The sequence below is a fragment of the Corynebacterium sp. KPL1824 genome (assembly GCF_000478095.1).
Classification (GTDB): domain Bacteria; phylum Actinomycetota; class Actinomycetes; order Mycobacteriales; family Mycobacteriaceae; genus Corynebacterium; species Corynebacterium accolens.
Map to the genome: position 1 here is coordinate 984,102 of NZ_KI515750.1, position 21,130 is coordinate 1,005,231.

The 21,130-nt window shown below is 62.4% G+C and carries 19 protein-coding genes; 12 read left to right on the forward strand and 7 right to left on the reverse strand.

Going from position 1 to position 21,130, the window contains the following annotated elements; genetic code table 11:
• Nucleotides 1-234: 234 nt before the first annotated feature.
• Nucleotides 235-2,250, reverse strand: coding sequence for an OPT family oligopeptide transporter (locus HMPREF1267_RS10880; protein WP_023029263.1), 2,016 nt, complete (start codon nt 2,248-2,250; stop codon nt 235-237).
• 179 nt (nt 2,251-2,429) lie between these two features.
• Between HMPREF1267_RS10880 and HMPREF1267_RS10885 the strand changes: the two genes are divergently transcribed.
• From HMPREF1267_RS10885 to HMPREF1267_RS10920, 8 genes are all read left to right on the forward strand, one after another.
• Nucleotides 2,430-3,797 carry a dipeptidase gene (locus HMPREF1267_RS10885; RefSeq protein ID WP_034667402.1) on the forward strand — a complete coding sequence of 456 codons (1,368 nt, stop codon included), beginning with the start codon at nt 2,430-2,432 and terminating at the stop codon, nt 3,795-3,797.
• 246 nt (nt 3,798-4,043) lie between these two features.
• Nucleotides 4,044-7,052: a Na+/H+ antiporter subunit A gene (locus HMPREF1267_RS10890; protein ID WP_023029265.1), complete on the forward strand. Its 3,009-nt coding sequence runs from the start codon at nt 4,044-4,046 to the stop codon at nt 7,050-7,052.
• Nucleotides 7,053-7,553, forward strand: coding sequence for a Na(+)/H(+) antiporter subunit C (locus tag HMPREF1267_RS10895; protein ID WP_005279466.1), 501 nt, complete (start codon nt 7,053-7,055; stop codon nt 7,551-7,553).
• A complete protein-coding gene (locus HMPREF1267_RS10900; RefSeq protein WP_023029266.1) occupies nt 7,546-9,426 on the forward strand; it encodes a Na+/H+ antiporter subunit D in 1,881 nt (626 codons plus the stop codon). The genes HMPREF1267_RS10895 and HMPREF1267_RS10900 overlap by 8 nt, the downstream gene beginning before the upstream one ends.
• Nucleotides 9,419-9,946, forward strand: coding sequence for a Na+/H+ antiporter subunit E (locus HMPREF1267_RS10905; RefSeq protein ID WP_023029267.1), 528 nt, complete (start codon nt 9,419-9,421; stop codon nt 9,944-9,946). Before HMPREF1267_RS10900 ends, HMPREF1267_RS10905 begins: the two co-directional genes overlap by 8 nt.
• Complete coding sequence (locus HMPREF1267_RS10910) at nt 9,946-10,221, forward strand: monovalent cation/H+ antiporter complex subunit F (RefSeq protein ID WP_023018012.1); 276 nt, start codon at nt 9,946-9,948, stop codon at nt 10,219-10,221. The genes HMPREF1267_RS10905 and HMPREF1267_RS10910 overlap by 1 nt, the downstream gene beginning before the upstream one ends.
• Nucleotides 10,218-10,598, forward strand: a complete 381-nt coding sequence (locus tag HMPREF1267_RS10915; protein ID WP_005279458.1) for a monovalent cation/H(+) antiporter subunit G — start codon at nt 10,218-10,220, stop codon at nt 10,596-10,598. Before HMPREF1267_RS10910 ends, HMPREF1267_RS10915 begins: the two co-directional genes overlap by 4 nt.
• A 15-nt stretch (nt 10,599-10,613) precedes the next feature.
• Nucleotides 10,614-12,176: a glycosyltransferase 87 family protein gene (locus tag HMPREF1267_RS10920; protein ID WP_023029268.1), complete on the forward strand. Its 1,563-nt coding sequence runs from the start codon at nt 10,614-10,616 to the stop codon at nt 12,174-12,176.
• Nucleotides 12,177-12,284: 108 nt separating this feature from the next.
• Here HMPREF1267_RS10920 and HMPREF1267_RS10925 read toward each other — a convergent pair whose 3' ends face one another.
• From HMPREF1267_RS10925 to HMPREF1267_RS10935, 3 genes are read right to left on the reverse strand one after another with little or no spacing between them, the layout of a single operon-like run.
• Complete coding sequence (locus tag HMPREF1267_RS10925) at nt 12,285-13,424, reverse strand: glutamate--cysteine ligase (protein WP_023029269.1); 1,140 nt, start codon at nt 13,422-13,424, stop codon at nt 12,285-12,287.
• Nucleotides 13,425-13,468: 44 nt separating this feature from the next.
• Nucleotides 13,469-14,410: a LytR C-terminal domain-containing protein gene (locus HMPREF1267_RS10930; protein WP_023029270.1), complete on the reverse strand. Its 942-nt coding sequence runs from the start codon at nt 14,408-14,410 to the stop codon at nt 13,469-13,471.
• 23 nt (nt 14,411-14,433) lie between these two features.
• Complete coding sequence (locus HMPREF1267_RS10935) at nt 14,434-14,709, reverse strand: DUF3263 domain-containing protein (protein ID WP_005279449.1); 276 nt, start codon at nt 14,707-14,709, stop codon at nt 14,434-14,436.
• On the opposite strand from HMPREF1267_RS10935, the gene HMPREF1267_RS10940 reads away from it, so the two are divergent.
• Genes HMPREF1267_RS10940 through HMPREF1267_RS10955 form a run of 4 tightly spaced genes read left to right on the forward strand, consistent with a single transcriptional unit; the run spans nt 14,708 to nt 18,667 of the window.
• Nucleotides 14,708-15,331, forward strand: a complete 624-nt coding sequence (locus HMPREF1267_RS10940; protein WP_023029271.1) for a peptide deformylase — start codon at nt 14,708-14,710, stop codon at nt 15,329-15,331. The two genes, HMPREF1267_RS10935 and HMPREF1267_RS10940, sit on opposite strands and share 2 nt — an antisense overlap.
• Nucleotides 15,332-15,333: 2 nt before the next feature.
• Entirely contained in the window at nt 15,334-16,335 is a 1,002-nt protein-coding gene (locus tag HMPREF1267_RS10945) for an N-acetyltransferase (protein WP_023029272.1), read from the forward strand.
• A 58-nt stretch (nt 16,336-16,393) separates the two neighbouring features.
• On the forward strand, nt 16,394-17,203 hold the full coding sequence (locus tag HMPREF1267_RS10950) for an exodeoxyribonuclease III (RefSeq protein WP_023029273.1): 810 nt from the start codon (nt 16,394-16,396) through the stop codon (nt 17,201-17,203).
• Nucleotides 17,204-18,667, forward strand: coding sequence for a phospholipase D-like domain-containing protein (locus tag HMPREF1267_RS10955; RefSeq protein WP_023029274.1), 1,464 nt, complete (start codon nt 17,204-17,206; stop codon nt 18,665-18,667). It begins immediately after the preceding gene.
• 111 nt (nt 18,668-18,778) lie between these two features.
• Here the strand turns inward: HMPREF1267_RS10955 and HMPREF1267_RS10960 are convergent, their stop codons facing one another.
• From HMPREF1267_RS10960 to HMPREF1267_RS10970, 3 genes are read right to left on the reverse strand one after another with little or no spacing between them, the layout of a single operon-like run.
• A complete protein-coding gene (locus HMPREF1267_RS10960; RefSeq protein ID WP_023029275.1) occupies nt 18,779-19,555 on the reverse strand; it encodes an ABC transporter permease in 777 nt (258 codons plus the stop codon).
• Nucleotides 19,556-19,561: 6 nt separating this feature from the next.
• Entirely contained in the window at nt 19,562-20,581 is a 1,020-nt protein-coding gene (locus HMPREF1267_RS10965; protein ID WP_023029276.1) for an ABC transporter ATP-binding protein, read from the reverse strand.
• Between the two features lie 30 nt (nt 20,582-20,611).
• Nucleotides 20,612-21,106, reverse strand: a complete 495-nt coding sequence (locus HMPREF1267_RS10970) for an NUDIX domain-containing protein (RefSeq protein ID WP_023029277.1) — start codon at nt 21,104-21,106, stop codon at nt 20,612-20,614.
• Nucleotides 21,107-21,130 lie beyond the last annotated feature (24 nt).

Consider the following 21,130-nt stretch of genomic DNA (forward strand, 5'->3'; position numbering starts at 1 on the left):
CACTCACGTCTTTCTCGCTGCGGACGCCCGCGACGGCATGGCTGGTGAGTGTGGACCAACCTCAACCACAACGATGGAGATTTATCTAGCACTCATTCTGTGCGAGTGCTAACGACTATTCTGGCACTCTCCCACCCCGACTGCAAGGTGCAACGCGCTTGCCTCTAGCGATCTGGCACCTCCCGCAGAGGCGCCAAATGTAGACGTACATATGCGTATATATAAGGAAGCGGCCTACTGCGCGTCCGCCGCGGCCTTGTCCTGGTTCTCGGTCTGCTCAGGGGCTTGCACCTTGCGCGCGGTCCAGCGGTAGATGAAGCTGAGTGCGGCGATAAATAGCACGATGCCGAGCACCGTCGCGGAGGTACCGCCGGAAAAGACCTCCAGCGGGCTATCCCCGCCGGAGCCGGCGATGATGGCGGCATTGACCACACCGAAGAGGGACTCGCCCACGATGAGGCCGGTGGCCAACAGCGTGCCCATGCGCTTGGCAAACTCCGGGCGGGATTGGCGTGCGGCCCACTTATTATAAAAGGTACCCAGGATGGCGCCGATGGGAATGACGATGGTCAGTGCTGCGGGCAAGTACATGCCCATGCCGACGGCAAGCGGAGACAGCGAGCCCTTGGAAGTGAACTTGTGCAGGCACTCGTCCACGATGATGAGAACGGCACCAATGCCCATGCCGGTAAAGATAAGGCTCCAATTCAGCGAGTTTTCAAATATGCCGGAGGCCACCGAGGACATCAGGGCGGCCTGCGGGGCGGCAAGGGCATCCTCGCCGGCACCTTCCATGCCTTGGAAGCCAAAGCCGGTGAGCATGAGCTGCAAAATCGGCGGGATGACCAGGGAGCCGAAGACCACGCCAATGATCAGCGCCACCTGCTGCTTCCAGGGGGTAGCGCCCACCAGTTGACCGGTTTTCAGATCCTGCAGGTTGTCATTGGAAATGGTGGCGATGCCAAAGACGATGGCCGCGGTAAAGAGCGTATAGGCCACCAGGGAGAGCGGTTCCGCGCTGGTGCCGCGGGTTACGGCCGCGATAACCAGCGAGGCGGTAAGCACAGCGATGACACCGATGGAAGAAATGGGCGAATTAGACGCACCAATCAAACCGGCCATGTAGCCACAGACGGAGGCGATGATCAGGCCGACCAGCAGGGTAAAGAGTACGGAGACGGTAATGAGCACCACCATGTGGTCATGGATATCGGTACCCTGCACGAAGTCCCAGAGCAAGAGCGCGATGGGAACCATCAGAACCACGATGGTGGTGACCACATAGGGGAAGGGAATATCGCGCTCGGTCACATCGACCGCGCCGCCGGATTTGCGGGTCCGCGATGAGGCCAAGGACTGGCGGATGCCCACGGTAATCGGCCCGGCGATCTTGATGAGCGTCCAGATGGCGGCAATGGCCATGGTGCCCACGCCGATAAAGCGGATGTCATCGGCGAAGGTGGTATCGACGACATCGGCAAGCGCGGCAGCAGGCCCCACATCGCCCGCGGTGCGGATGGGCAGCAGGACGAAGTAGGAAATGACCACGCCGACTAGCATCGCAATGCCCACCGGCAGGCCTACCAAGTGGCCGACGCCAATGAGCGCGGTGGACAGGCTCGCGCCCAGCGTGGTGGCGCCGGAGCCGAGCTTGAAATAGGTAGACACCTCGGCGGCCGCGGCCTTCATCGAGGTCAATAACGCCATCGCGGCGGAGACCAAGCCGCCGACGACGATAACGCGCAAGCCCTTGGCATTCTCCCCGTGACTGGCGCCGTCGCCGCTTTCATCACCAACCCGGAGGACCTCCGCGGCGGCAACGCCTTCCGGATAAGGAAGATCGGAGCTGGTCACCAGCGCGCGGCGCAGCGGGATGGAATACATCACGCCCAGCACGCCGCCGATGATGCAGACGCCTGCGGTTTTGAAAAATCCGAAGCCCTGCCAATAGCCCACCATGACCAGGCCGGGCAGGACGAAGATGATGGCGGACAACGTGCCTGCGGCCGAGGCAATGGTCTGCACAATGTTGTTTTCTTTGATGTTGTGCCCGGCAAACCGGCGCAACACCGCCATGGAAATCACGGCGGCGGGAATGGAGGTGGCAAACGTCAGGCCCACCTTCAGGCCCAGGTAGACGTTGGCGGCGGTAAAAATGAGGGTAATCAGGCCACCGATGATGACCCCGCGCAGGGTCAACTCGGGCAGGCTGGCCTGCGAACCGGCGGCGGGAGCTTGCGTAGACGCCATGCCAGGTCCTTTCTAGTATTGCTTCACTGTTTTTAATCTCAACCATCTTCGCGTCGGCCACCAGAAGGCACCTGGCGGGAAGATGGGAAAAATTCTAGGCCACCGCCGCCCCGTGTACCTATTCCATTTAATTTATGGCTTACTTTATGGCCCGCGCACAGCAGGGTACCGTGGGTTGCATGACAAATATCATTGACAGCGTACGCAGTGACCGCGACACCATCTTCCGCCAGCTCAGCGAGCTCGTGGGATTCAATTCCGTGCACAATGAGCCGGGCTTGGAAGACCAGGCTCAGGGCGCCAGCCAGTGGGTGAAGGCCGCGCTGGAAGAAGCCGGGGCAACGGTAGAAACCATCGAGACCGCCGATGGCTCCACCGCCATTTTGGGCGAGCGCAAGGGCGAAGAAGGCGCCAAGACCGTACTGCTCTACTCGCACTACGACGTGGTCCCCGCCGGTGACCGCGCGGCGTGGGAATCCGCTCCCTTCACCCTGACCGAGCGCGCCGATGCCGAGGGAACCACCCGCTGGTACGGCCGCGGCGCGGCAGATTGCAAGGGCAATGTGGCCATGCACCTAGCAGCCCTGCGGGCACTGGAGGCCAATGGCGGCACCAAGGTGAACCTCAAGTACCTCATCGAGGGCTCTGAAGAGCGCGGCGGCGAGGGCCTGTCCCAGCTCATCAAGGACCGCCCGGAACTTTTCGCTGCCGATGCCATCCTGATCGCGGATGCCGGCAATGCCGCGGTGGGCCAGCCCACCTTGACCACCTCCCTGCGCGGCGGCGCGCAGATCGAGGTCGAGGTCAATACCCTGGCCGCGCCCGTGCACTCCGGCCAATTCGGCGGCGCGGCCCCGGATGCGGTGAAGGCGCTGATGCGCACGCTGGATTCGCTCACGGATGAGTACGGCCGCACCACCATCGATGGCGTGGATACCAGCGCCCACTGGCAGGGCCAAGAATACCCAGCGGAGGCGTTCCGCGGCGATGCGCAGCTGCTCGAGGGCACCGAGATCATGGGCTCCAAGGATCCGGAGGGTGCTACCCCGGTGGCTGACATGGTGTGGTCCCGCCCGGCCATTTCCGTGACCGGCTTTACCTCTACTCCGGTGGCTGAGGCCGTCAACGCCGTCCCCGCTACCGCGGCCGCCAAGCTGAACCTGCGCGTTCCGGCAGGCACCGATGCCCGCGCCATTGGTGAGGCCGTCTGCGAGCACGTGAAGAACCACGCGCCGTGGGGCGCGCACGTCAAGGCAGAGGTTGTGGAGGCCAATGCCGGTTTCTCCACCGACCCGGAAAAGCCCGCCGTCGCACTATTGGGACAGTGCCTCTCCGAGGCCTACGGCAAGGACACCGCGGCACAGGGCATGGGCGGTTCCATCCCGCTAACCACCGAGCTGCAGGAGGCACACCCCAACGCGGAAATCGCCCTCTACGGCGTGGAAGAGCCCAAGTGCACCATCCACTCCGCCAATGAGTCCGTCGATCCCACCGAGATCGAGCACGTCGCCGCCGCAGAGGCTCTTTTCTTGCAGCGCTACGCTTAAAAAAGCGCGCAACGGCGGCATATAATACTGTGCACGAAAAGTAATCTTTCGAAGTTGTGGAAAAACCGGTAAACTTTTGACGAGTTGACCCCGTTTCCGGCCACGCTACTTGCACAAGTGGGACAGTTCGCACTCGGCCGAGTGCGAACTGTCTTGGCGTGTATATGCTCCCGGCGCATATGCCCCACGCACCACGGCACCGAGGGTCTGAGAACTTGACACAACCTAAGGAGCGCAGATTCCAACGTGCTAATACTTCTGGGTGCCCTCATCGTTGCCACCGTGGTTGCACCGCTGCTCATTATGAATGTGGGCCGCCCAGCCTTTGGTTTATTGGCAATAGTTCCCGGTGTCGGTTTCGTGTGGACCCTCGCGCACTTTGCCCGGGGCACTTTCCGTGACGGCGGCACGCTGAATTACACCATCGAGTGGATGCCGGCCGCGCACCTCGCCGTGGATCTGCGCATGGATGCCTTGGGCGGGCTCTTTAGCCTCATCATCTTAGGGATGGGCGCTCTGGTCCTGCTGTATTGCTGGGGTTATTTCGATTCCACGCGCCGCCGCCTTGCCATGTTCGCCGGCCAAATGGTGGGCTTTGCCACCGCCATGTTTGGCCTTGTGGCCTCCGATAGCCTGCTGCTCATGTACGTCTTCTGGGAGATCACCTCCCTCCTTTCGTACCTATTGGTCAGCTACTACGCCGAGCGCGCCTCCTCGCGCCGCGCCGCGCAGCAAGCCCTGATGGTCACCGTCTTGGGCGGGTTATCCATGCTGATGGGCATCTGCCTGCTCGGACGGCAGACTGGGGCGTGGACGTTTAGTGAAATCCACGCCTACGATCACTTCCCCCAAACGCCGTACGTCACCGTCGCCATCGTGCTCATCCTGGTCGGTGCGCTGACCAAGTCCGCCATCGTGCCGGCGCACTTCTGGCTACCTGGTGCCATGGCAGCACCGACGCCGGTCTCGGCGTACCTGCACTCCGCCGCCATGGTCAAGGCCGGAATCTACCTGGTCGCGCGCCTGGCACCGGATATGTACGAGGTGGCCACCTGGCACCTCGTGGTCATTTCCTTAGGCGTCTTTACCATGCTGCTCGGCGGCTGGATGGCGCTGAAACAAAAGGACCTCAAGCTCATTTTGGCCTATGGCACGGTCTCCCAGCTGGGCTTTATTACCTCCATCGTGGCGGTTGGCTCCCGGGAGGCCATGCAGGCGGGCCTGGCGCTGACCTTTGCCCACTCGCTCTTTAAGGCCGCACTGTTCATGGTGGTCGGCGCCATCGATCACTGCTCGGGCACGCGCGATATTACGAAACTATCCGGCCTCGGCCGCAGGCAGCCCTTCCTCTACGGCATCGCCCTAATCTCCGCCCTGTCCATGGCTGGTGTTCCCCCGCTCTTTGGCTTTGTGTCCAAGGAGGCCGTGCTGGAATCCACCATGCACGAAGAACTACTCATTGGCATGCCGCGCAATATGATCCTGGTGGCCTATGTGGCAGGTTCCATCCTCACCATGGCCTATGCCCTGCGCTTTTTGTGGGGTGCCTTTGCCTCCAAGAATCTCCCTGACGATAAGGACGGCGTTTCTGCGGCTGTGGCCACGATGCACAAGGTCAACGTGGGCCTGTGGCTCGCCCCGGCAGTGCTCACCGCGCTGACCATCGCGCTTGGCATCGCGCCGCAGGCGCTCTCGGCGGCCATCGATCAGCACCTCGATTCCACCTTTGGCGCAGGCGAGCACCACGGCCTGGCCCTCTGGCACGGGTGGTCGGTGACCTTGGGCGTCTCCGCCATCATCATCGTGGCCGGAATCATCGTGCACTGGCGCCGCCAGGTGCTGGAGCAATGGCAGTTTGCGTACCCCGCGCTTGGCGATGCCGACGCCGTCTACGACAAGGTCATCTCCACCCTGCGCAAGCTCTCCCTGCGCACCACGGCCGTGACCCAGCGCGGTTCGCTGCAGCTCAACCTGACCGTCATCTTCGCCACCCTGATGGTGCTGCCGCTGACCATGCTGATTACCGGTGATCTCACGGATATTCGCATGGTGGTTGCGGAAAATCCCTGGCAGATTGTTGCCGCCATCATCATGATGGTGGCCGCCATTGCCGCCACGGTGACTGATAACCGCTTGTCCGCCGTCATCATCGTCGGCATTACCGGCTATTCCTTGTCTTTCGTCTTTGCCATCCATGGTGCCCCGGACTTGGCGCTGACCCAGCTGCTCACGGAAACCATCATCATGGTGCTATTCATGCTGGTGCTGCGCCGCATCCCGGCGTCTACCGAGTGGAAGCAGGACCCGAAGATGGGCCGCCTGCGCGCCTGGCTCTCCGTCGGCACCGGCTTGACCGTCACCATCGTGGCGATGTTCGCCATCAACGCGCGCTCGGCCGAGCCCATCTCGCAGTACATGCCGGAGCTGGCAAAGGAGATTGGCCACGGCGCCAATGCCGTCAACGTCTTGCTGGTGGACCTGCGCGCCTGGGATACCTTTGGTGAGATCACGGTGATCATCATCGCCGCGCTCGGTGTGGCCTCCCTGATTTATCGCACCCAATCCTTCTCTAGGGACAGCCGCCGGCCAACCCTGCAGGTCACGGGCCGGCGCTGGCTGGCCGCGGGCGCGGAATCGGAGCAGGCGCTCAACCGCTCGCTGATGATCGATGTCTCCACCCGCGTGCTCTTCCCTTCCATGATGGCGCTGTCGTTCTACTTCTTCTTCGCCGGGCACAATGCGCCAGGCGGCGGCTTCGCCGGTGGCCTCGTGGCCGCGCTCGCGCTCATCCTGCGCTACTTGGCCGGTGGCCGCGCGGAGCTCGATGAGGCCCTGCCTATCGATGCCGGGCGCACCATGGGCGCAGGTCTCTCCTTCTCCGCCTTGGCGGTGGTGGTGCCGATGTTCTTTGGCCATCCGCCGCTTACCAGCGGATATACCTCGCCCGAGATCCCGCTTATCGGCGCGGTCTCGCTGCCTTCGGCGCTGGTCTTTGACCTTGGCGTCTACCTCATCGTCGTGGGGCTCACGCTCTACGTGCTCAGCTCGCTCGGTGCCAAGCTGGATGAGGAAGAAGAGATGCGTAAGCAGCGCGCCCGCGACCGCGCCCGCTCCCTTGCGCGGAAGAACCGGGAGCGCAGCACCAAGCAGAAGGCCCAACGGTCACAAAAACAAGAAAAGAAACAAGAAAAGGTACCGGCCGCAACGAGCCCCTCCGGCCCAGACTCCGGGGACAACGCAGGAAAGGAGAAATAAATGCAAGCCAACCTCTTCCTCCTGCTCGCCGCCGGAGTAATGGTTTCTGCGGGCATCTACCTCTTGCTCGACCGCGCCATGACCAAGATGCTGCTCGGGCTGCTCTTGCTGGGCAATGGCGCCAACCTCTTCATGCTGCAGGCCGGTGGCCCGGCGGGCTCGCCGCCTATCGATGGCCGCGAGGCCCAGCCCTACGGCAGCGATATTGCAGACCCTCTTACCCAAGCGATGATCCTGACCGCCATCGTCATCTCCATGGCGCTAACGGCCTTCATCCTCACCTTGGCCTACCGCCAGTACCGCTACCGCACCGCCGACGTCATTGAAGATGACGCCGAAGATACCGCGATTGCCGCCAAGGCTTCCAAGCCTGGCAACGCCGCGGCGAGCGCGGACCATGATGCCTCCAATGACCCCGCCACCGGGCGCGCTACCAAGGAAGGCGATAATTTCGGCCCCGAGTCCTTCGAGGAGCCAGTGAAGGGAGCCGAAGATGACTGAGCCATTCCACCAGGCGGCCGAGGCGATGTACCCGTACGTCGGCGCCCTCATCCCGCTGCCGGTTATCATCCCGGCGGTGGCCGCGGCGCTCTCGCTGCTTTTTGCCCGCATGCCTAATGTGCAGCGCCAGATCGCCTTTTTCTCCCTGCTGATTACGGCTGCGGTAAACGCGAGCCTGATCATAATAGTGGATTTCCATGGCATACAGACGCTGCAAATAGGCGGCTGGGACGCACCCGTGGGCATCACGTTGGTGGCGGACCGGCTCTCCACGATGATCCTCTTTACCTCGTCTGTGGTGCTGTTCTCCGTCATTTGGTACGCCATTTCCCAGGGTGTGCGCGATGGCACCAAGGACGAACCGGTCGCGGTCTTCTTGCCCACCTACATGTTGCTGACCATGGGCGTAAATATCTCCTTTTTGGCCGGCGACTTGTTTAACCTGTACGTCGGCTTCGAGGTCTTCCTCGTGGCCTCGTACGTGCTGTTGACCTTGGGGGCATCGGCAGGCCGCGTGCGCGCCGGCGTGGGTTATGTGATGGTCTCGATGGCCTCATCCATGATCTTCCTGCTGGCGCTGGCATATGTCTATGCCTCCGTCGGCACCATGAACATGGCGCAGATTGGCCAGCGCATGCAGGACATCCCGGAGGGCACCCGCACAGCCATCTTCGCCACCTTGCTCGTGGCCTTTGGCATTAAGGCCGCGGTGGTGCCGCTGGCCGCCTGGCTGCCGGACTCCTACCCCACCGCGCCCTCGCTGGTCACGGCCGTCTTCGCCGGCCTGCTGACCAAGGTCGGCGTGTACGCGATTATCCGCGCGCGCACGTCCATCTTTACCAATGGTGGGCTCGATACCGTGCTGATGTGGGTGGCGCTGGCCACCATGCTGGTGGGCATCTTGGGCGCCATCGCGCAGACCGATATTAAGCGCCTACTGTCCTTTACGCTGGTCAGCCACATCGGTTATATGATTTTCGGCGTCTCCTTGGGCACCGCCCAGGGGCTATCTGGCGCCATTTTCTACGCCATCCACCACATTCTGGTGCAGACCGCGCTCTTCTTGGTCGTCGGCCTCATCGAGCGCCAAGCCGGTACGTCTTCGCTGCGGCGCCTGGGCTCGCTGATGTATTCCGCCCCTCTCATCGCCGTGCTGTATTTCATCCCGGCCATCAACCTGGGCGGCGTGCCGCCGTTCTCTGGTTTCTTGGGCAAGATCATCCTCATTCAGGCGGGCGCCAATGAAGGCTCCTGGCTGGCGTGGGTTCTCATCGGCGGCGCGCTGGTGACCTCGCTGCTCACCCTGTATGTCATGATGCTGGTCTGGGCCAAGGGCTTCCAGCGCGACCGCGCCGATGCTCCCGAGGGCAACGTCGCCCTGGCCCGCCCCGCCCCGCTTTCCGATATCACCGATGAGGTCGAGTTCTCCTCCCGCCAGGACGTCGGCCGGGTGCCATTCGGCATGCTGGGCGCCACCGCACTACTGGTCATCGCCTCGACCTCGATCACCTTCCTGGCCGGCCCGATTTCCGGGATTACCTCCCGCGCGGCCGAATCCGCGCAGGATACCTCCATTTATCAGTACGCCGTATTGGGCGAAAACGCCGATACCCCCACCCGGCACCTTGACCAGAAGGAGCGCTACGAAGGCGGCGCGGACTCCTACAAGGAGCGCAGCCACCTGTTGCCGGACCCCGGCCCGGCTCACGATCCGAAATCCGCCGCGCCGGAGACGTCGAGTGCGGAGACCCCGAGCGCAGAATCGTCGAGCTCGGGCACGCGGAGCTCGGAGACGTCAAGCAAGGATGCGCCGGGGAAATCGGGGGCATCGGAAAGCCCTACGCCAGTAAAGAAGGAGGCCCGCGATGACTAAGAGCCGCTTTGCCGGTGTGCGCTACCGTTTCCGGCCGTGGTTTACCGTCTGGATCACGGTCATGTGGTGCATGCTCATGGGTGAAATCACGGTGGGCAATGTGGTCGGCGGCCTCCTCGTCGCACTGGTCATTGTCTTCGCCCTGCCGCTGCCGGCGATGCCCATTGCTGGCGTCGAGGTCGCGTGGGGCAAATTCTTCCGCTACATTCTGCGCTGGTTCTGGGAACTGTTCTATGCCTCCCTCAAGGTGGGTTGGTTGGCCTCAAGGCCGCAGCCGCTGCCCAAGACCGCCATCCTGGAGCTGCCGATGCGCCTGGAAAATGAGTTCATCCTCTCCCTTGCCGTGACGCTATATAACCTGCAGCCGGGTGGAACGGTGACGGATATTGACATCGCCAATCGCATGATCACCATCCACATCCTGGATGCCCGGGATGAGGCGCAGATCCAGCGCGAAATCGATGCCGTATCCCGCCTAGAATCTTCCATGATCGAGATCTTTGAAAGGAGCCACCCATAATGGATCCGCAGATCTATCACGCCATCCTGCTGGTTCCCGCATTCCTGCTGTGGGTCTCCGTATTAATCACTGTCTGGCGCATTATCACCGGGCCCAACTCCCTCGACCGGCTGGTGGGAATGGATGGGTTTACCGCCATGTTCCAATGCGCGCTGGCGACCTATATGTGCTGGTCGCTCGATACCTCCGTGGTCTCAGCCATGCTGGTCATCGCGCTGCTCGGCTTCATCTCCACCGTGTCCGTCACCAGGTTTAGGAAGAGGGATAACCAATGAGTTGGTCTTTAATCGCCGATATCCTCTCGCTCATCCTCGTCATCAGCGGCAGCCTGCTCATCCTCGCCGCCGCCATTGGCCTGGCGCGCTTTAAGGACACGATGTCCCGCGTGCATGCCGTGAGCAAGCCGCAGACCACCGGGCTCATCCTCACCATCATGGGTGCGTTCATCCGCATCACCGGGGCAGAATCATTCAGTATGGCCGAGCGTGGTGATTTGGGTATGCTTATTTTGCTGGTACTGTTTGCGATGTTTACCAGCCCGGTGACCGCGCAGCGCACCTCACGTATCGCACGCCGTGAAGGCCTGTACGGTTCCGAGGAATCGATGTCGCGCAATGACCGCCCCGCCGGCCGTTCGCTGCGCCGCAAATAGGAGGCACCTTTAACCGTGAAAAAGCTATACGGACTGCCTACTCTGGCTACCCTTTTGGTTGCCTTCTTCATCTTCAGCATCTCCCGCTATAGCAAATACGACGGTCCCAATGCCTTCATCTGGCGCGTGCCGCTGGATTTGAAGATTTACTGGCTCGCCGGCGGCGAGGTGGCCGAGGGCGCCAACCTCTACGACAACGCCTACATTGGCAACCTACCTTTTACCTACCCTCCCTTTGCCGGCACGCTATTCAAGTGGATTTCCTCGCTTGCCGATGACCCCCTTATCATCCTCTGGCAAGGCGGCACCATCCTTGCCTTATTGGCCGTCATCCTCATGGTCTTCCACGAGCGCGGCCTCAAACTATCGCCGTTGACCTGGGTCGTTGCCATCCTGCTGGTGCTGTGCGCCCCGGCCGTGGAGCCGATGTACGGCACCTTGTTCTACGGCCAGATCAACGTCTTTTTGATGTTCCTGGTCGCCCTCGATGTCATCCCAAAAAAGTGGGCCCTGCCCGGCATCGGCATTGGTCTCGCCGCCGGCCTGAAGCTCACCCCAGCCTTCATGGGCCTGGTGCTCCTATTCCAAAAGCGCTGGTGGCAGGCGGTCATCAGCGTCCTTACCTTCGCGGTGACCGTAGCGATTGGTTTCGTCACCATCCCGGACGCCGAGGTGTTCTGGACCGATGCGATCTTCAATTCCTCCCGCGTGGGTGAACACACCAACCCGGGCGCGCAGTCCATCCGCTCGCTCATGGTGCGCGCGTGGGGCATCGACGGCGGCTGGATGTGGCTCGCCGCCGTCGCGGTCGTCTTCGTCCTGACCTGCCTGGCACTGCGCACCGCAATGAAGCACAAGAATAACTCCGCCGCCATGGCCTTGGCCGGCATTAGCGCGTGCTTGGTCTCGCCCTTTTCCTGGTACCACCACTGGGTCTGGGTCTTCCCGCTGGCCATCGTGGTCCTCATCTCCGTCAACCAGGCACTGGGCAAGCGCCTGCGCGGTGTCATCGGCGCGCAAGTTGCAGCGCTGGTCTCCTTCGCGGCCATGTGCGTGGTGCTCTTGCCATACGTCTCCGCGGCGTTCTGGCTCGAAGGCGCGAACCGCTCGCTCAACCACTGGGATTTCCAGCCCTGGGCGATGCTCTTTTTCACCGGCTCCGGCATCCTCTACATCGCCTTTTATGCCCTGTGGGGATTTATCCCCGGCACCCAGCCCAGCGAGGACGACCTCCACGGCGACCCCCATGGCGGCCAACACGCTGGTCAGCACGCTGCTCAATCGCAGCACCATGCCCCGGTGCAGCAAGGCCAGCCGCAGCACGCTCAGCCCCAGCACTCCCAGGCGCAGCGCACCCGAGCAGCCGGAGCTCCCGCGTCTGGCGTTTCCGCAACCGGCACAGCCGCATCCGGCACAGGTGCGTCCGGCACTGCCGCACAGGGGTCTGCCACCGCCGATGAAACCGCAGAGTTCCCAGTCTTTAACCCCGAGACCCGCGAGTTTCCCTCCACCGAGGGCTATACCGACATCCCGGCTCCCCCGTCCTACGGCGGCCGCCACGCTCGAGACAACGGCTAGGCAGCGCACACGTCGCGGATAGCTACCTGCTGTGTGGCACTAGGCGTGCGGTCACTGAGCGCGCACGCTTAGCGCTGGCCATCGGTTCGCTGATTAGTAGTTAGCTGATTAGCGCACCGGCCGGAAGGTGTGCAGCTCCCGGCAGGTTTCTTCGACGACATCGCGCCAGCTGCCGGTTTCTTGGAAGAGGCGGCGTTGGCGTTCGTATCCGGCGCCGCCGTCGATAATTTCGTGCACTAGGGCCAGCTCTTCCGCGCAGCCTAGCTCACGGGCTAAGGGAGTGAGCTCTTCTACCATCTGGGCCAGTTCATCTTTGACCCAAGCCTCGTCGGTGTCGCGCGAGGTAATAACGAGGGCATCCATGCCGTAGCGCGCCCCGCGCCATTTGTTTTCCGCCACGTGCCATGGCTGCAAGACGGGCAGCTCCTCGCCAGCATCAATCATGCGGTCATAGTGCACGACCAGGCAGTGCGTGAGCGCAACGACGGCGGAGAGCTCCCGCAGGTTCGAGGTCGCATCGGATACGCGCACCTCCACGGTGCCCCACTTCGAGGCCGGGCGGATATCGAAGTGCATCGAGCCGGTGTGGTTAATGACCCCGGAGATAGCCTGATCCCGCATATAGGACTGCCACTCGCCCCACGTGAAAAACTGGTAGGGCATGCCGGCGGTGGGCAGCTGTTGATAGAGCATCGTGCGATTGGAGGCGTAGCCCGTATCCAAGCCTTCCCACCCCGGCGAGCAGGCAGAGATAGCCAAGAGGTGGGGGTACTTTGTCATCAGCGCATTGATGATGGGCCAGACGCGATCCTCGTGGCTGATGCCCACGTGGACGTGGGTGCCCCATAGCAGCATCTGCTTGCCCCAGTACTGGGTACGGGCGATGATCTCTTGATAGCTGGGTTTATCTGACAGCGGGTTTTCCCGGAAATCCGTAAACGGGTGCCCGCCTGAGGCCCACACATCGATGCCGAGCTTATCCGCGGCTTCCTCCACGGCGGCCAGCGAAGTTTCTAGCTCCGCCATGGCTTCCGGCACCGTGGTACAAATGCCCGTGACTAGTTCCACCGTATTCTGCAGGAATTCCTTTTCCACGTGAATATCGGGGTGGGCGGCAGTGGCGAGATCGATCAGCTCAGCCCCGCGCGGGACGAGATCGCGCGAGTCGCGGTCCACGAGCGCGACTTCCCATTCCACCCCGAGCGTGGGCTCGGGGGAACGGGCGAATACTTCTGCCGGAATCTTCACCTGTCCAGCTTAACGGGTAGGCGGTAATATTCCATGAATTTTATTTAGGCCTGGGGGACGGCGAGAGCGACCACGACGGCGCCGTCCTCGGTGGCTTCCTTGGGCAGGTCCTTATTCATGGGCTTTACTTCTGCCTGGTAGCGCGCGGCTACCTCCTTAGCCAGCGACTCCGCGGAGGCATCGCCCTCAGGGTAGAAGACGGTGGTCTTGGGCACGGTCAAAACGTCGCCTGGCAGGTTGCCCACATAGCCCACCTTGAAGCCGCCGTCCTTCAACACATCGGCTTCGTTCTTGGCCTTATCGGATTCGCCGGAATTATTAAGAACGCTGACCTTAATGTCATTGCGGTCGCGCGCAGCGGAGGGCGCATCGTTGCCGCCGGCCCGGGCTTCATCCCCGCCGCGGCCTTCACCGTGCTGGTCGCGCGCGCCAGCATCGCGGTTGGCGTCGCGGTTAGCCTCGCCCTCGGCGCCGCCGTTCGGGTGCGCGTTCTCACCCTCGCGAGGCGGCTGGTTATTGGCGCCATCAGCACGGGAACCATCACCGCGCGCGCCATCCGCGGCAGGGCCGTCGGCGCCGTTGCCCTCTTGGCCGCCATTGGCGGAGCCGTCTGACTTCGACTGCTCGGAATCGGAAGCGACGGTCGAATCATCGTCCTCCGAGGTCATGGCATAAAGGCCCCACAGGCCAAGCATCACGGCCACGGCGATAAGCACCATGGCGAGCCCGCGCAGTGGTAAACCGCCCTTCTTGGCGTGGGCTCCTCCCCCACCACCGCCGGTTCTGGCCGCGGCGGCCCCGGCCCCGGCCCCTGCTCCGGCACCTGCAGCAGCGTCCTCGCCGTCTACCTCATCGTCATAAGCGGCGTCATAATCGCCGTCGTAGGCGTCGTCATAATATGCATCGCCGTAATCGGCCGCGGCGGCCTCGCCGGCGGCGTCGTCGAATTGCTGGTCGTATAGATTATCCGGATTCTCTTTAGTCACTTCAGTAACACTAGTAGCAGGTTCTAACGCGGTGGGGTATTTCCCCGCGCGGCGCGCCGCGTATTTTCGCGCTCCTCCCGCAGGCGCTTCAACCGGGCCACCAGGAGGGGATGGGATTCGGCGGCAGCGGGGGCATCGAGAAGCAGGTTCAGCCGTTGGTGATAGCGCACCGGCGAGATATCCAGCTGCGCGCGGATGGCCTCTTCCTTGCGGCCAATGCTGCGCGGGGCGGTTTCCTCAAAGTCCAAAATGGCGGCGTCTAGGTCAGACAAGGGGTTCATGCTTAAACTGTAGAACATGACTATTCGTCCCATCGTTATCCACGGCGAGCCCGTGCTTCATCAGCCCACCACACCGGTGGAAGAATCCGAGATTTCCAGCCCCGAGATGCAACAGCTCATCGCGGACATGTACGAGACCATGGAAGTTGCCCATGGCGTGGGCTTGGCGGCGAACCAGGTGGGCATCGGCAAACGGCTCTTCGTGTACCACTGCCCCGATACCGAAGGCCCGGATGGCACCGAGCTGCCTGCGGATAAGGCCGGCATGCGCAAGGGCTGCGTTATCAACCCGGTGCTGGAGACCTCCGAGATTCCAGAGACCATGCCTGCCGATGACGGCTCCGATGACGAAGGCTGCCTCTCCGTGCCGGGCGAGGGCTTTCCCACCGGCCGCGCCGACTGGGCGCGCGTGACCGGCAAGGACGAGCACGGCAACGACATCACCGTGGAGGGCTACGGCTTTTTCGCCCGCTGCCTGCAGCACGAAACCGGCCACCTCGATGGCTACTTGTATACCGATACCCTCATCGGCCGCTACAAGCGCCAGGCTAAGAAGGCCATTAAGCGCAATGGCTGGACCGAGCCGGGCTATTCCTGGATGCCGGGCGAGGACGAAGACCCCTTCGGGCACGACGATTAATCATGTCCGGCATCTTTCGCTCCGATAACGTGCAGGTAGGCGATCGCGTCGTGGCCCGGCGCGATTTCGGCGGGGTACATAGCGATGTCATTGGCCACGTCCTCAGCCTCGAGCCGCTGGTCATCCGCCCGCAGCAGGTCGGCGGCTACCCTTCCGATCTCGAGGCCGTGGAAATCGCCCCCGAGCAGCTGAAGATTATCAAGCGCCTTTCACCGCGCATGGTGCGCAATTCCGATATCCGCGCCGTCGAATACGCCACCGCCCAGGCCTTTCCCGGCAAGGAACACACGTGGACCTCGGACGGCGCCTGGCTCATGCGCGCCGGCGATGGCGTGACGGGCCGGTCCAATTCCGCCGTCCCGCTCGGGCCCTCCGCGGGCTTCAACCCGGTGCCGCTCGCGGAAATCACGGAGTTCTACCGCCGCCACGATCTCCCGGTCCGCCTGCTCATCCCGGAGCGCATTGGCAAGCCTGCAGAGCGCCTGCTTGCCGATGCCACCTGGCACACCGAACCCGAAATCCTCGTCATGGTCCTGCGCGATCTCGAGGCGCTATCCGCCGAGATCCCGGGCTCCCACCCCAGCGGCGCGGAGTTTCGCATCGATGACCAACCCGATGAAGCGTGGCTGCAGATGTACCACTTCCGCGGCCAGGCGCTACCCGCCCAGGCCCTGGAATACCTGCGCGCCCGCATCGAGGGCTCGATGGGCTTTGGGCGGCTCGTTATTGGCGGCGAGACCGTCGCCATCACCCGCGGCACCATCACCGAATCCGGCGACGGCACCGCCTGGCTGGGATACTCCGCCGTGGAGGTATCGCCCGCGCACCGCCGCCAGGGCTTAGGAGCGCTTTTGGGCGAGCATATGCTGCGCTGGGGGCGCGAGCAGGGCGCGAAGCACGCCTACCTCGATGTCCTGGCTTCTAATACCGCCGGCATTCGCCTGTACGAAAAGCTGGGGTTCATCGAGCAACACCGCCAGATCTACGCCCGGCTGCGCGACTAGCCCGCCGCCCGCGGCCTGGACTAGTCCGGGCCATTGCCCGCGCGGTACTGTATTATCCATGCGCATCACCACGTGGAATATCAACTCCGTTCGCACCCGCGCCCAGCGGGCGCTGGACCTTCTCCACACGCACGACATCGACGTGCTGTGCTTACAAGAGACGAAGGTCAAGGACGATAAATTCCCCCGCGAGGCCTTCGAGGACGCCGGCTACCACGTCACCTGCCATGGCCTGAACCAGTGGAATGGCGTGGCCATCATTTCCAAGGAGGAACCGGAAGAAGTCTTTACCGGATTCCCCCACCAGCCCGGCTTTGCCAAGGACCCAGAAAAGCCCCAGGACCGCGAGGCCCGGGCGCTTGGTGCGCGCATCCGCGGGGTAGAAATCTGGTCGCTGTATATCCCCAACGGCCGCGAGATCACGGACCGTCACTATGACTACAAGCTGGATTTTCTCTACCAGCTCGCCCGCTACGCCGCCGGCCGCGCCCAATCCAAGCTGCTATTAACCGGCGATTTCAATATCGCCCCGCGCGATGAAGACGTCTGGGATATCGAGGCATTCCGCGGCAAGACGCACGTTACCGAACCCGAGCGCGCCGCCTTCCAGATGCTTGAGGAGGCCGGCCTCGAAGAGGTCACGCGCCGGTTTACCGAGGACCAGCGCTATACCTACTTTGATTACAAGGGGATGCGCTTTCAAAAGAATGAAGGTATGCGCATCGATTTCCAGCTGGCGTCACCGCCGCTGGCCAAGCATGTCACCGGCGCCCGCGTAGACATGGAAGAACGCGCCGGCGAAAAGACCTCCGATCACTGCCCGCTTTATGCAGATTTCGATCTGCCCGATTTCGATTCCGTGCGTTAAATGACCTGGTCGCTCGATCTCAGCTTCTGGCAGCTGGCCTTCCTCATCGTCGATTATTCCATCAAGATCATCGCCGTCGGCTTCGTGCCAGAAGGCCGCCGACCCTCCAATTCCACGGCATGGCTGCTGGCTATTTTGGTGCTGCCCGTCATCGGCCTGCCGCTGTTTTTGCTCATGGGCTCGCCGTATATCAACCGGCGCCGCCACCGCATCCAGCAAGAGGCCAATGAGCGCCTCGAGGATATTTCCGCCCGCACCCCGGATCACCCGAAGGGCATCCTGTCGGCCGAGGTGGAATCCGTCATCAAGCTCAACCGCGAGTTAACCGGCTTTCCAGCGCTCATTGGCCACAACCTAGGCCTGCATGCGGATTACGATGAATGCATTCGCTCCATCGCCGCGGCCGTGGACCGCGCCGAAAAGTACGTCTCCATCGAGGTCTATATCCAGTCCTGGGACGAGGTCACGGATGTGTTTTTCCAGGCCCTCGCCCGCGCCACCGCCCGCGGCGTCAAGGTCCGCCTGCTACTGGATCAGATTGGCAGTTTTAAGTACAAGGGTTATTCCTCGCTGGGGGACAAACTGACAGACATCGGCGTGGACTGGCGCCTCATGCTGCCCATCCAGCTGCACAAGGGCCGCTTCCGCCGCCCGGATCTGCGCAACCACCGCAAGCTCGTCATCATCGATGGCGAGGTCGGCTTTATCGGTTCCATCAACCTGATCAAGCGCCAATATAAAACCACTGACCGCTTTTGGATCGATTACATGGTGGAGCTATCTGGCCCCATCGTCACCGCCATGACCGCGGTCTTCGCGGTGGATTGGTACACCGAATCCGGCGAGAACCTCCCGCTAGATGAGCTGCCCTATGACGATGCCCAAACAGTCGACGCCAACTACCTGCAGATGATTCCCTCCGGCCCCGGCTATACCACCGAGCCCAACCTGCGCATGTTTAATTCCCTGGTACACCACGCCAAGCAGCGCCTAGTGCTGTGCTCGCCGTATTTCGTGCCGGATGAATCCCTCTTAGAGGCCGTGACCACCGCCTGCTACCGCGGGGTGGATGTGGAGCTTTATGTCTCCGATACCGCGGACCAATTCATGGTCAACCACGCCCAGTCCTCGTATTACCAGGCGCTGCTTGAGGCCGGGGTGCATATCTACCAATTCCCCTACCCTTATGTTTTGCACTCCAAGTTCATCATCACGGATCCGGATGACCAAGAGTTCAATCCGCTGTGCATGTTCGGTTCGTCCAATATGGACCCGCGGTCCTTCGGCCTCAATTATGAGACCACCATGCTCGTGGCCAAGGGCGATCTCCTCGCCCAGTTCAACCAGCTCGCCGCCAATTACCGCGCGGTCTGCCACGAGCTCACCCTTGAGGAGTGGAACCAGCGCGGCTTTGTCCGCCGCTACGTCGATAACGTCATGCGGCTAACTTCGGCCCTGCAATAAGCTTTGCTTGCCGATGCCCCTCCCAACCCCCGAATCCTTCGCAAGGCTAAGACCGCCTCGCCCAAGGCATCCGTTGCTCCCTCCCCAGGGACTAACCCTGGGGAGCAGCGATTAAGCATCGCGCTTGTGCAGCACCAGCACGCCGAGGGCCCACAGCACCACGGCCCAGATGAAGAATACGACGCCGCTGCCTGCGGCCTCCGTCCACAGCGCGTTATCCACTGGGGTATTGAACAGCCAATTCTGGAAGGCGGTAAAGGGCATGTAGCTGCCGATCTTATCGCCGACGACGGGAATCATGCTGACCATCTGGTCCACGCCCAGGTACAGAATGAGGCATAGCGCCACAGAACCCGCGGTCTGGCGAATGAGCATGCCAACGCCTTGGGCAAAGGCCACCACGAGGGCTGCGGCCAGCGGGTACTTCCACAGCTGCTCGCGGCCGACTTCATCGTTCCAGGGGTCGAAGGTGGCGGAAATGGAGCTATCAGCAAGCAGATCCGTAAGCAGGTACGCGCCCACCACACCGATGAAGGTCAGTACGGCCGCGATGACCGCGTATAAGACCAGCTTGGCCACGGCCACGCTCCCGCGCCGCGGGGAGGCCATGAAGGTAATCGCTTGGGTGCCGAAGCGATATTCCGTGGTCACCAGCATGATGGCCTGAATCATCAGCACAGGCAGGCCCAAGGTCACCAGGAATACGACGGTAAACTCGGGCTCAATAAGTTGGAAGCCCATGTCAATGGCCTCCGGCTCGAGCGGCTCCATCAACGCGGCGCTGGTGCCGGCCCAGCCCCACGAAAACAGGAGGAATAGTGCGGTGGTCCACCAGAAGGAGCGGGTGGTACGCAGCTTAATCCACTCGGATTTCAAGATATTCAACATGGCGGATTAAACCTCCTGCTCGTTGGGGCGGGCGAACCCACCGGATTGGCCTGGCTGGCCGGATTGGCCGACCTGTCCCGACTGACCTGCCTGCGTCCCCGAGGCACCAGGCGTGCCGGCGTGATACTGCACGGCATCGCCGGTGAGATCCATGAACGCATCCTCCAGCGACGCGCTTTTCAGGGTGAGCTCGTGCAGCGGCACCCCAGTGGAATAGGCAAGCTCGCCCACGAACTCGGTGGTCTGGTTGATGACCTCGAGCCGCGGGCGGCCCTCCTCGTCCTTGGATTCGGTAAAGGAAACGCCCTCCTTCTTGAGGGCCTCCCCGAATTCCGGAAGGTGGTTAGAGCGCACGTACACCAAGGACTGCGAGTGGCCGCGGACGAACTCGTGGGTGGGCTTATCCGCAACCATCTTCCCCTTGCCAATGACCACGAGGTGGTCAGCCGTCTGGGCCATCTCGGACAAGAGGTGGGAGGAAATCAAAATGGTGCGGCCTTCTGCGGCCAGCGCGCGCACGAGCTGGCGCACCCAGCGGATACCCTCTGGATCCAGGCCGTTGACCGGCTCATCCAGGATGAGGATTCCCGGATCGCCCAATAGCGCGCCCGCAAGGCCCAAGCGCTGGCCCATGCCGAGGGAAAAGCCGCCGGCTTTCTTACCGGCGACATCGGAAAGCCCCACCAGCCCCAGCACCTCATCCACGCGGGAGGTGGGAATGCCGTTAGCCGCCGCCATCCACTTCAGATGATTCGCGGCCGTGCGGTTGGGATGCACCGCCTTCGCGTCCAAAAGCGCGCCCACCTCGCGCAGCGGGTGCGCGAGATCGCGGTAGTGCTTGCCGTTGACGCGAACCTCACCGGCCGTGGGCTCGTCTAGACCCACGATCATCCGCATGGTGGTGGATTTGCCGGCACCATTGGGCCCCAGGAAGCCGGTGACCACACCGGGCTTTACCTGAAAGGTGAGATCCTCAACGGCGCGGACAGACCCGTAATCCTTAGTCAGTCCTTGTACTTCAATCATGAGCACTAGAATGCCATATTTTTGGATACCTTACCGGTTCAATTTTTCCACCCGCCGCCGCAGGGCGGGAAAGGCGTGGCGAAATGGCGCGATAAGCGGTAATTTTTCCACCTCATCTAGGCCCACCCAGCGCAGCTCGTGGGATTCCTCGTTGGCGGTGGTGGGCAGGCGCAGGCCGCTGCGGGTGCGCGCCAGCACGGTGGTATAGGTCCACTCCCCCGGCAAATCCCCCGCCGGTGGATAGGGCCCGGCCGTTACTTGGGTCTCGAGCACCTCGACATCGGCAGGCGCGATGGCGCATTCCTCGTGCGTTTCCCGCAGCGCGGCCTGGGTGGGGCTTTCTTGTAAGTCCCGCGCCCCGCCGGGAATCCCCCAGGTATTGCCGTGATTGGTCCACGCGGCGCGGTGTTGCAGCAGCACCTCGCGCCCAGCGACGAGGAAGAGGCCGGCGGCACCGAATTTTCCCCATACGCGAATGCCACTGGGGCCCGCCGCCCAGCCGTCTCCACTGTGAGGGTTATGCATATTTCCTATCCTAGCCACACACGC

Bases quoted from the DNA above. Each gene is read 5' to 3' on its own strand.
- HMPREF1267_RS10885 (WP_034667402.1), top strand. From the start codon at position 2,430: ATGACAAATATCATTGACAGCGTACGCAGTGACCGCGACACCATCTTC.
- HMPREF1267_RS10895 (WP_005279466.1), top strand. From the start codon at position 7,053: ATGCAAGCCAACCTCTTCCTCCTGCTCGCCGCCGGAGTAATGGTTTCT.
- HMPREF1267_RS10935 (WP_005279449.1), bottom strand. From the start codon at position 14,709: ATGTTCTACAGTTTAAGCATGAACCCCTTGTCTGACCTAGACGCCGCC.
- HMPREF1267_RS10970 (WP_023029277.1), bottom strand. From the start codon at position 21,106: ATGCATAACCCTCACAGTGGAGACGGCTGGGCGGCGGGCCCCAGTGGC.
- HMPREF1267_RS10880 (WP_023029263.1), bottom strand. From the start codon at position 2,250: ATGGCGTCTACGCAAGCTCCCGCCGCCGGTTCGCAGGCCAGCCTGCCC.
- HMPREF1267_RS10915 (WP_005279458.1), top strand. From the start codon at position 10,218: ATGAGTTGGTCTTTAATCGCCGATATCCTCTCGCTCATCCTCGTCATC.
- HMPREF1267_RS10960 (WP_023029275.1), bottom strand. From the start codon at position 19,555: ATGTTGAATATCTTGAAATCCGAGTGGATTAAGCTGCGTACCACCCGC.
- HMPREF1267_RS10910 (WP_023018012.1), top strand. From the start codon at position 9,946: ATGGATCCGCAGATCTATCACGCCATCCTGCTGGTTCCCGCATTCCTG.
- HMPREF1267_RS10945 (WP_023029272.1), top strand. From the start codon at position 15,334: ATGTCCGGCATCTTTCGCTCCGATAACGTGCAGGTAGGCGATCGCGTC.
- HMPREF1267_RS10940 (WP_023029271.1), top strand. From the start codon at position 14,708: ATGACTATTCGTCCCATCGTTATCCACGGCGAGCCCGTGCTTCATCAG.
- HMPREF1267_RS10955 (WP_023029274.1), top strand. From the start codon at position 17,204: ATGACCTGGTCGCTCGATCTCAGCTTCTGGCAGCTGGCCTTCCTCATC.
- HMPREF1267_RS10900 (WP_023029266.1), top strand. From the start codon at position 7,546: ATGACTGAGCCATTCCACCAGGCGGCCGAGGCGATGTACCCGTACGTC.
- HMPREF1267_RS10965 (WP_023029276.1), bottom strand. From the start codon at position 20,581: ATGATTGAAGTACAAGGACTGACTAAGGATTACGGGTCTGTCCGCGCC.
- HMPREF1267_RS10905 (WP_023029267.1), top strand. From the start codon at position 9,419: ATGACTAAGAGCCGCTTTGCCGGTGTGCGCTACCGTTTCCGGCCGTGG.
- HMPREF1267_RS10950 (WP_023029273.1), top strand. From the start codon at position 16,394: ATGCGCATCACCACGTGGAATATCAACTCCGTTCGCACCCGCGCCCAG.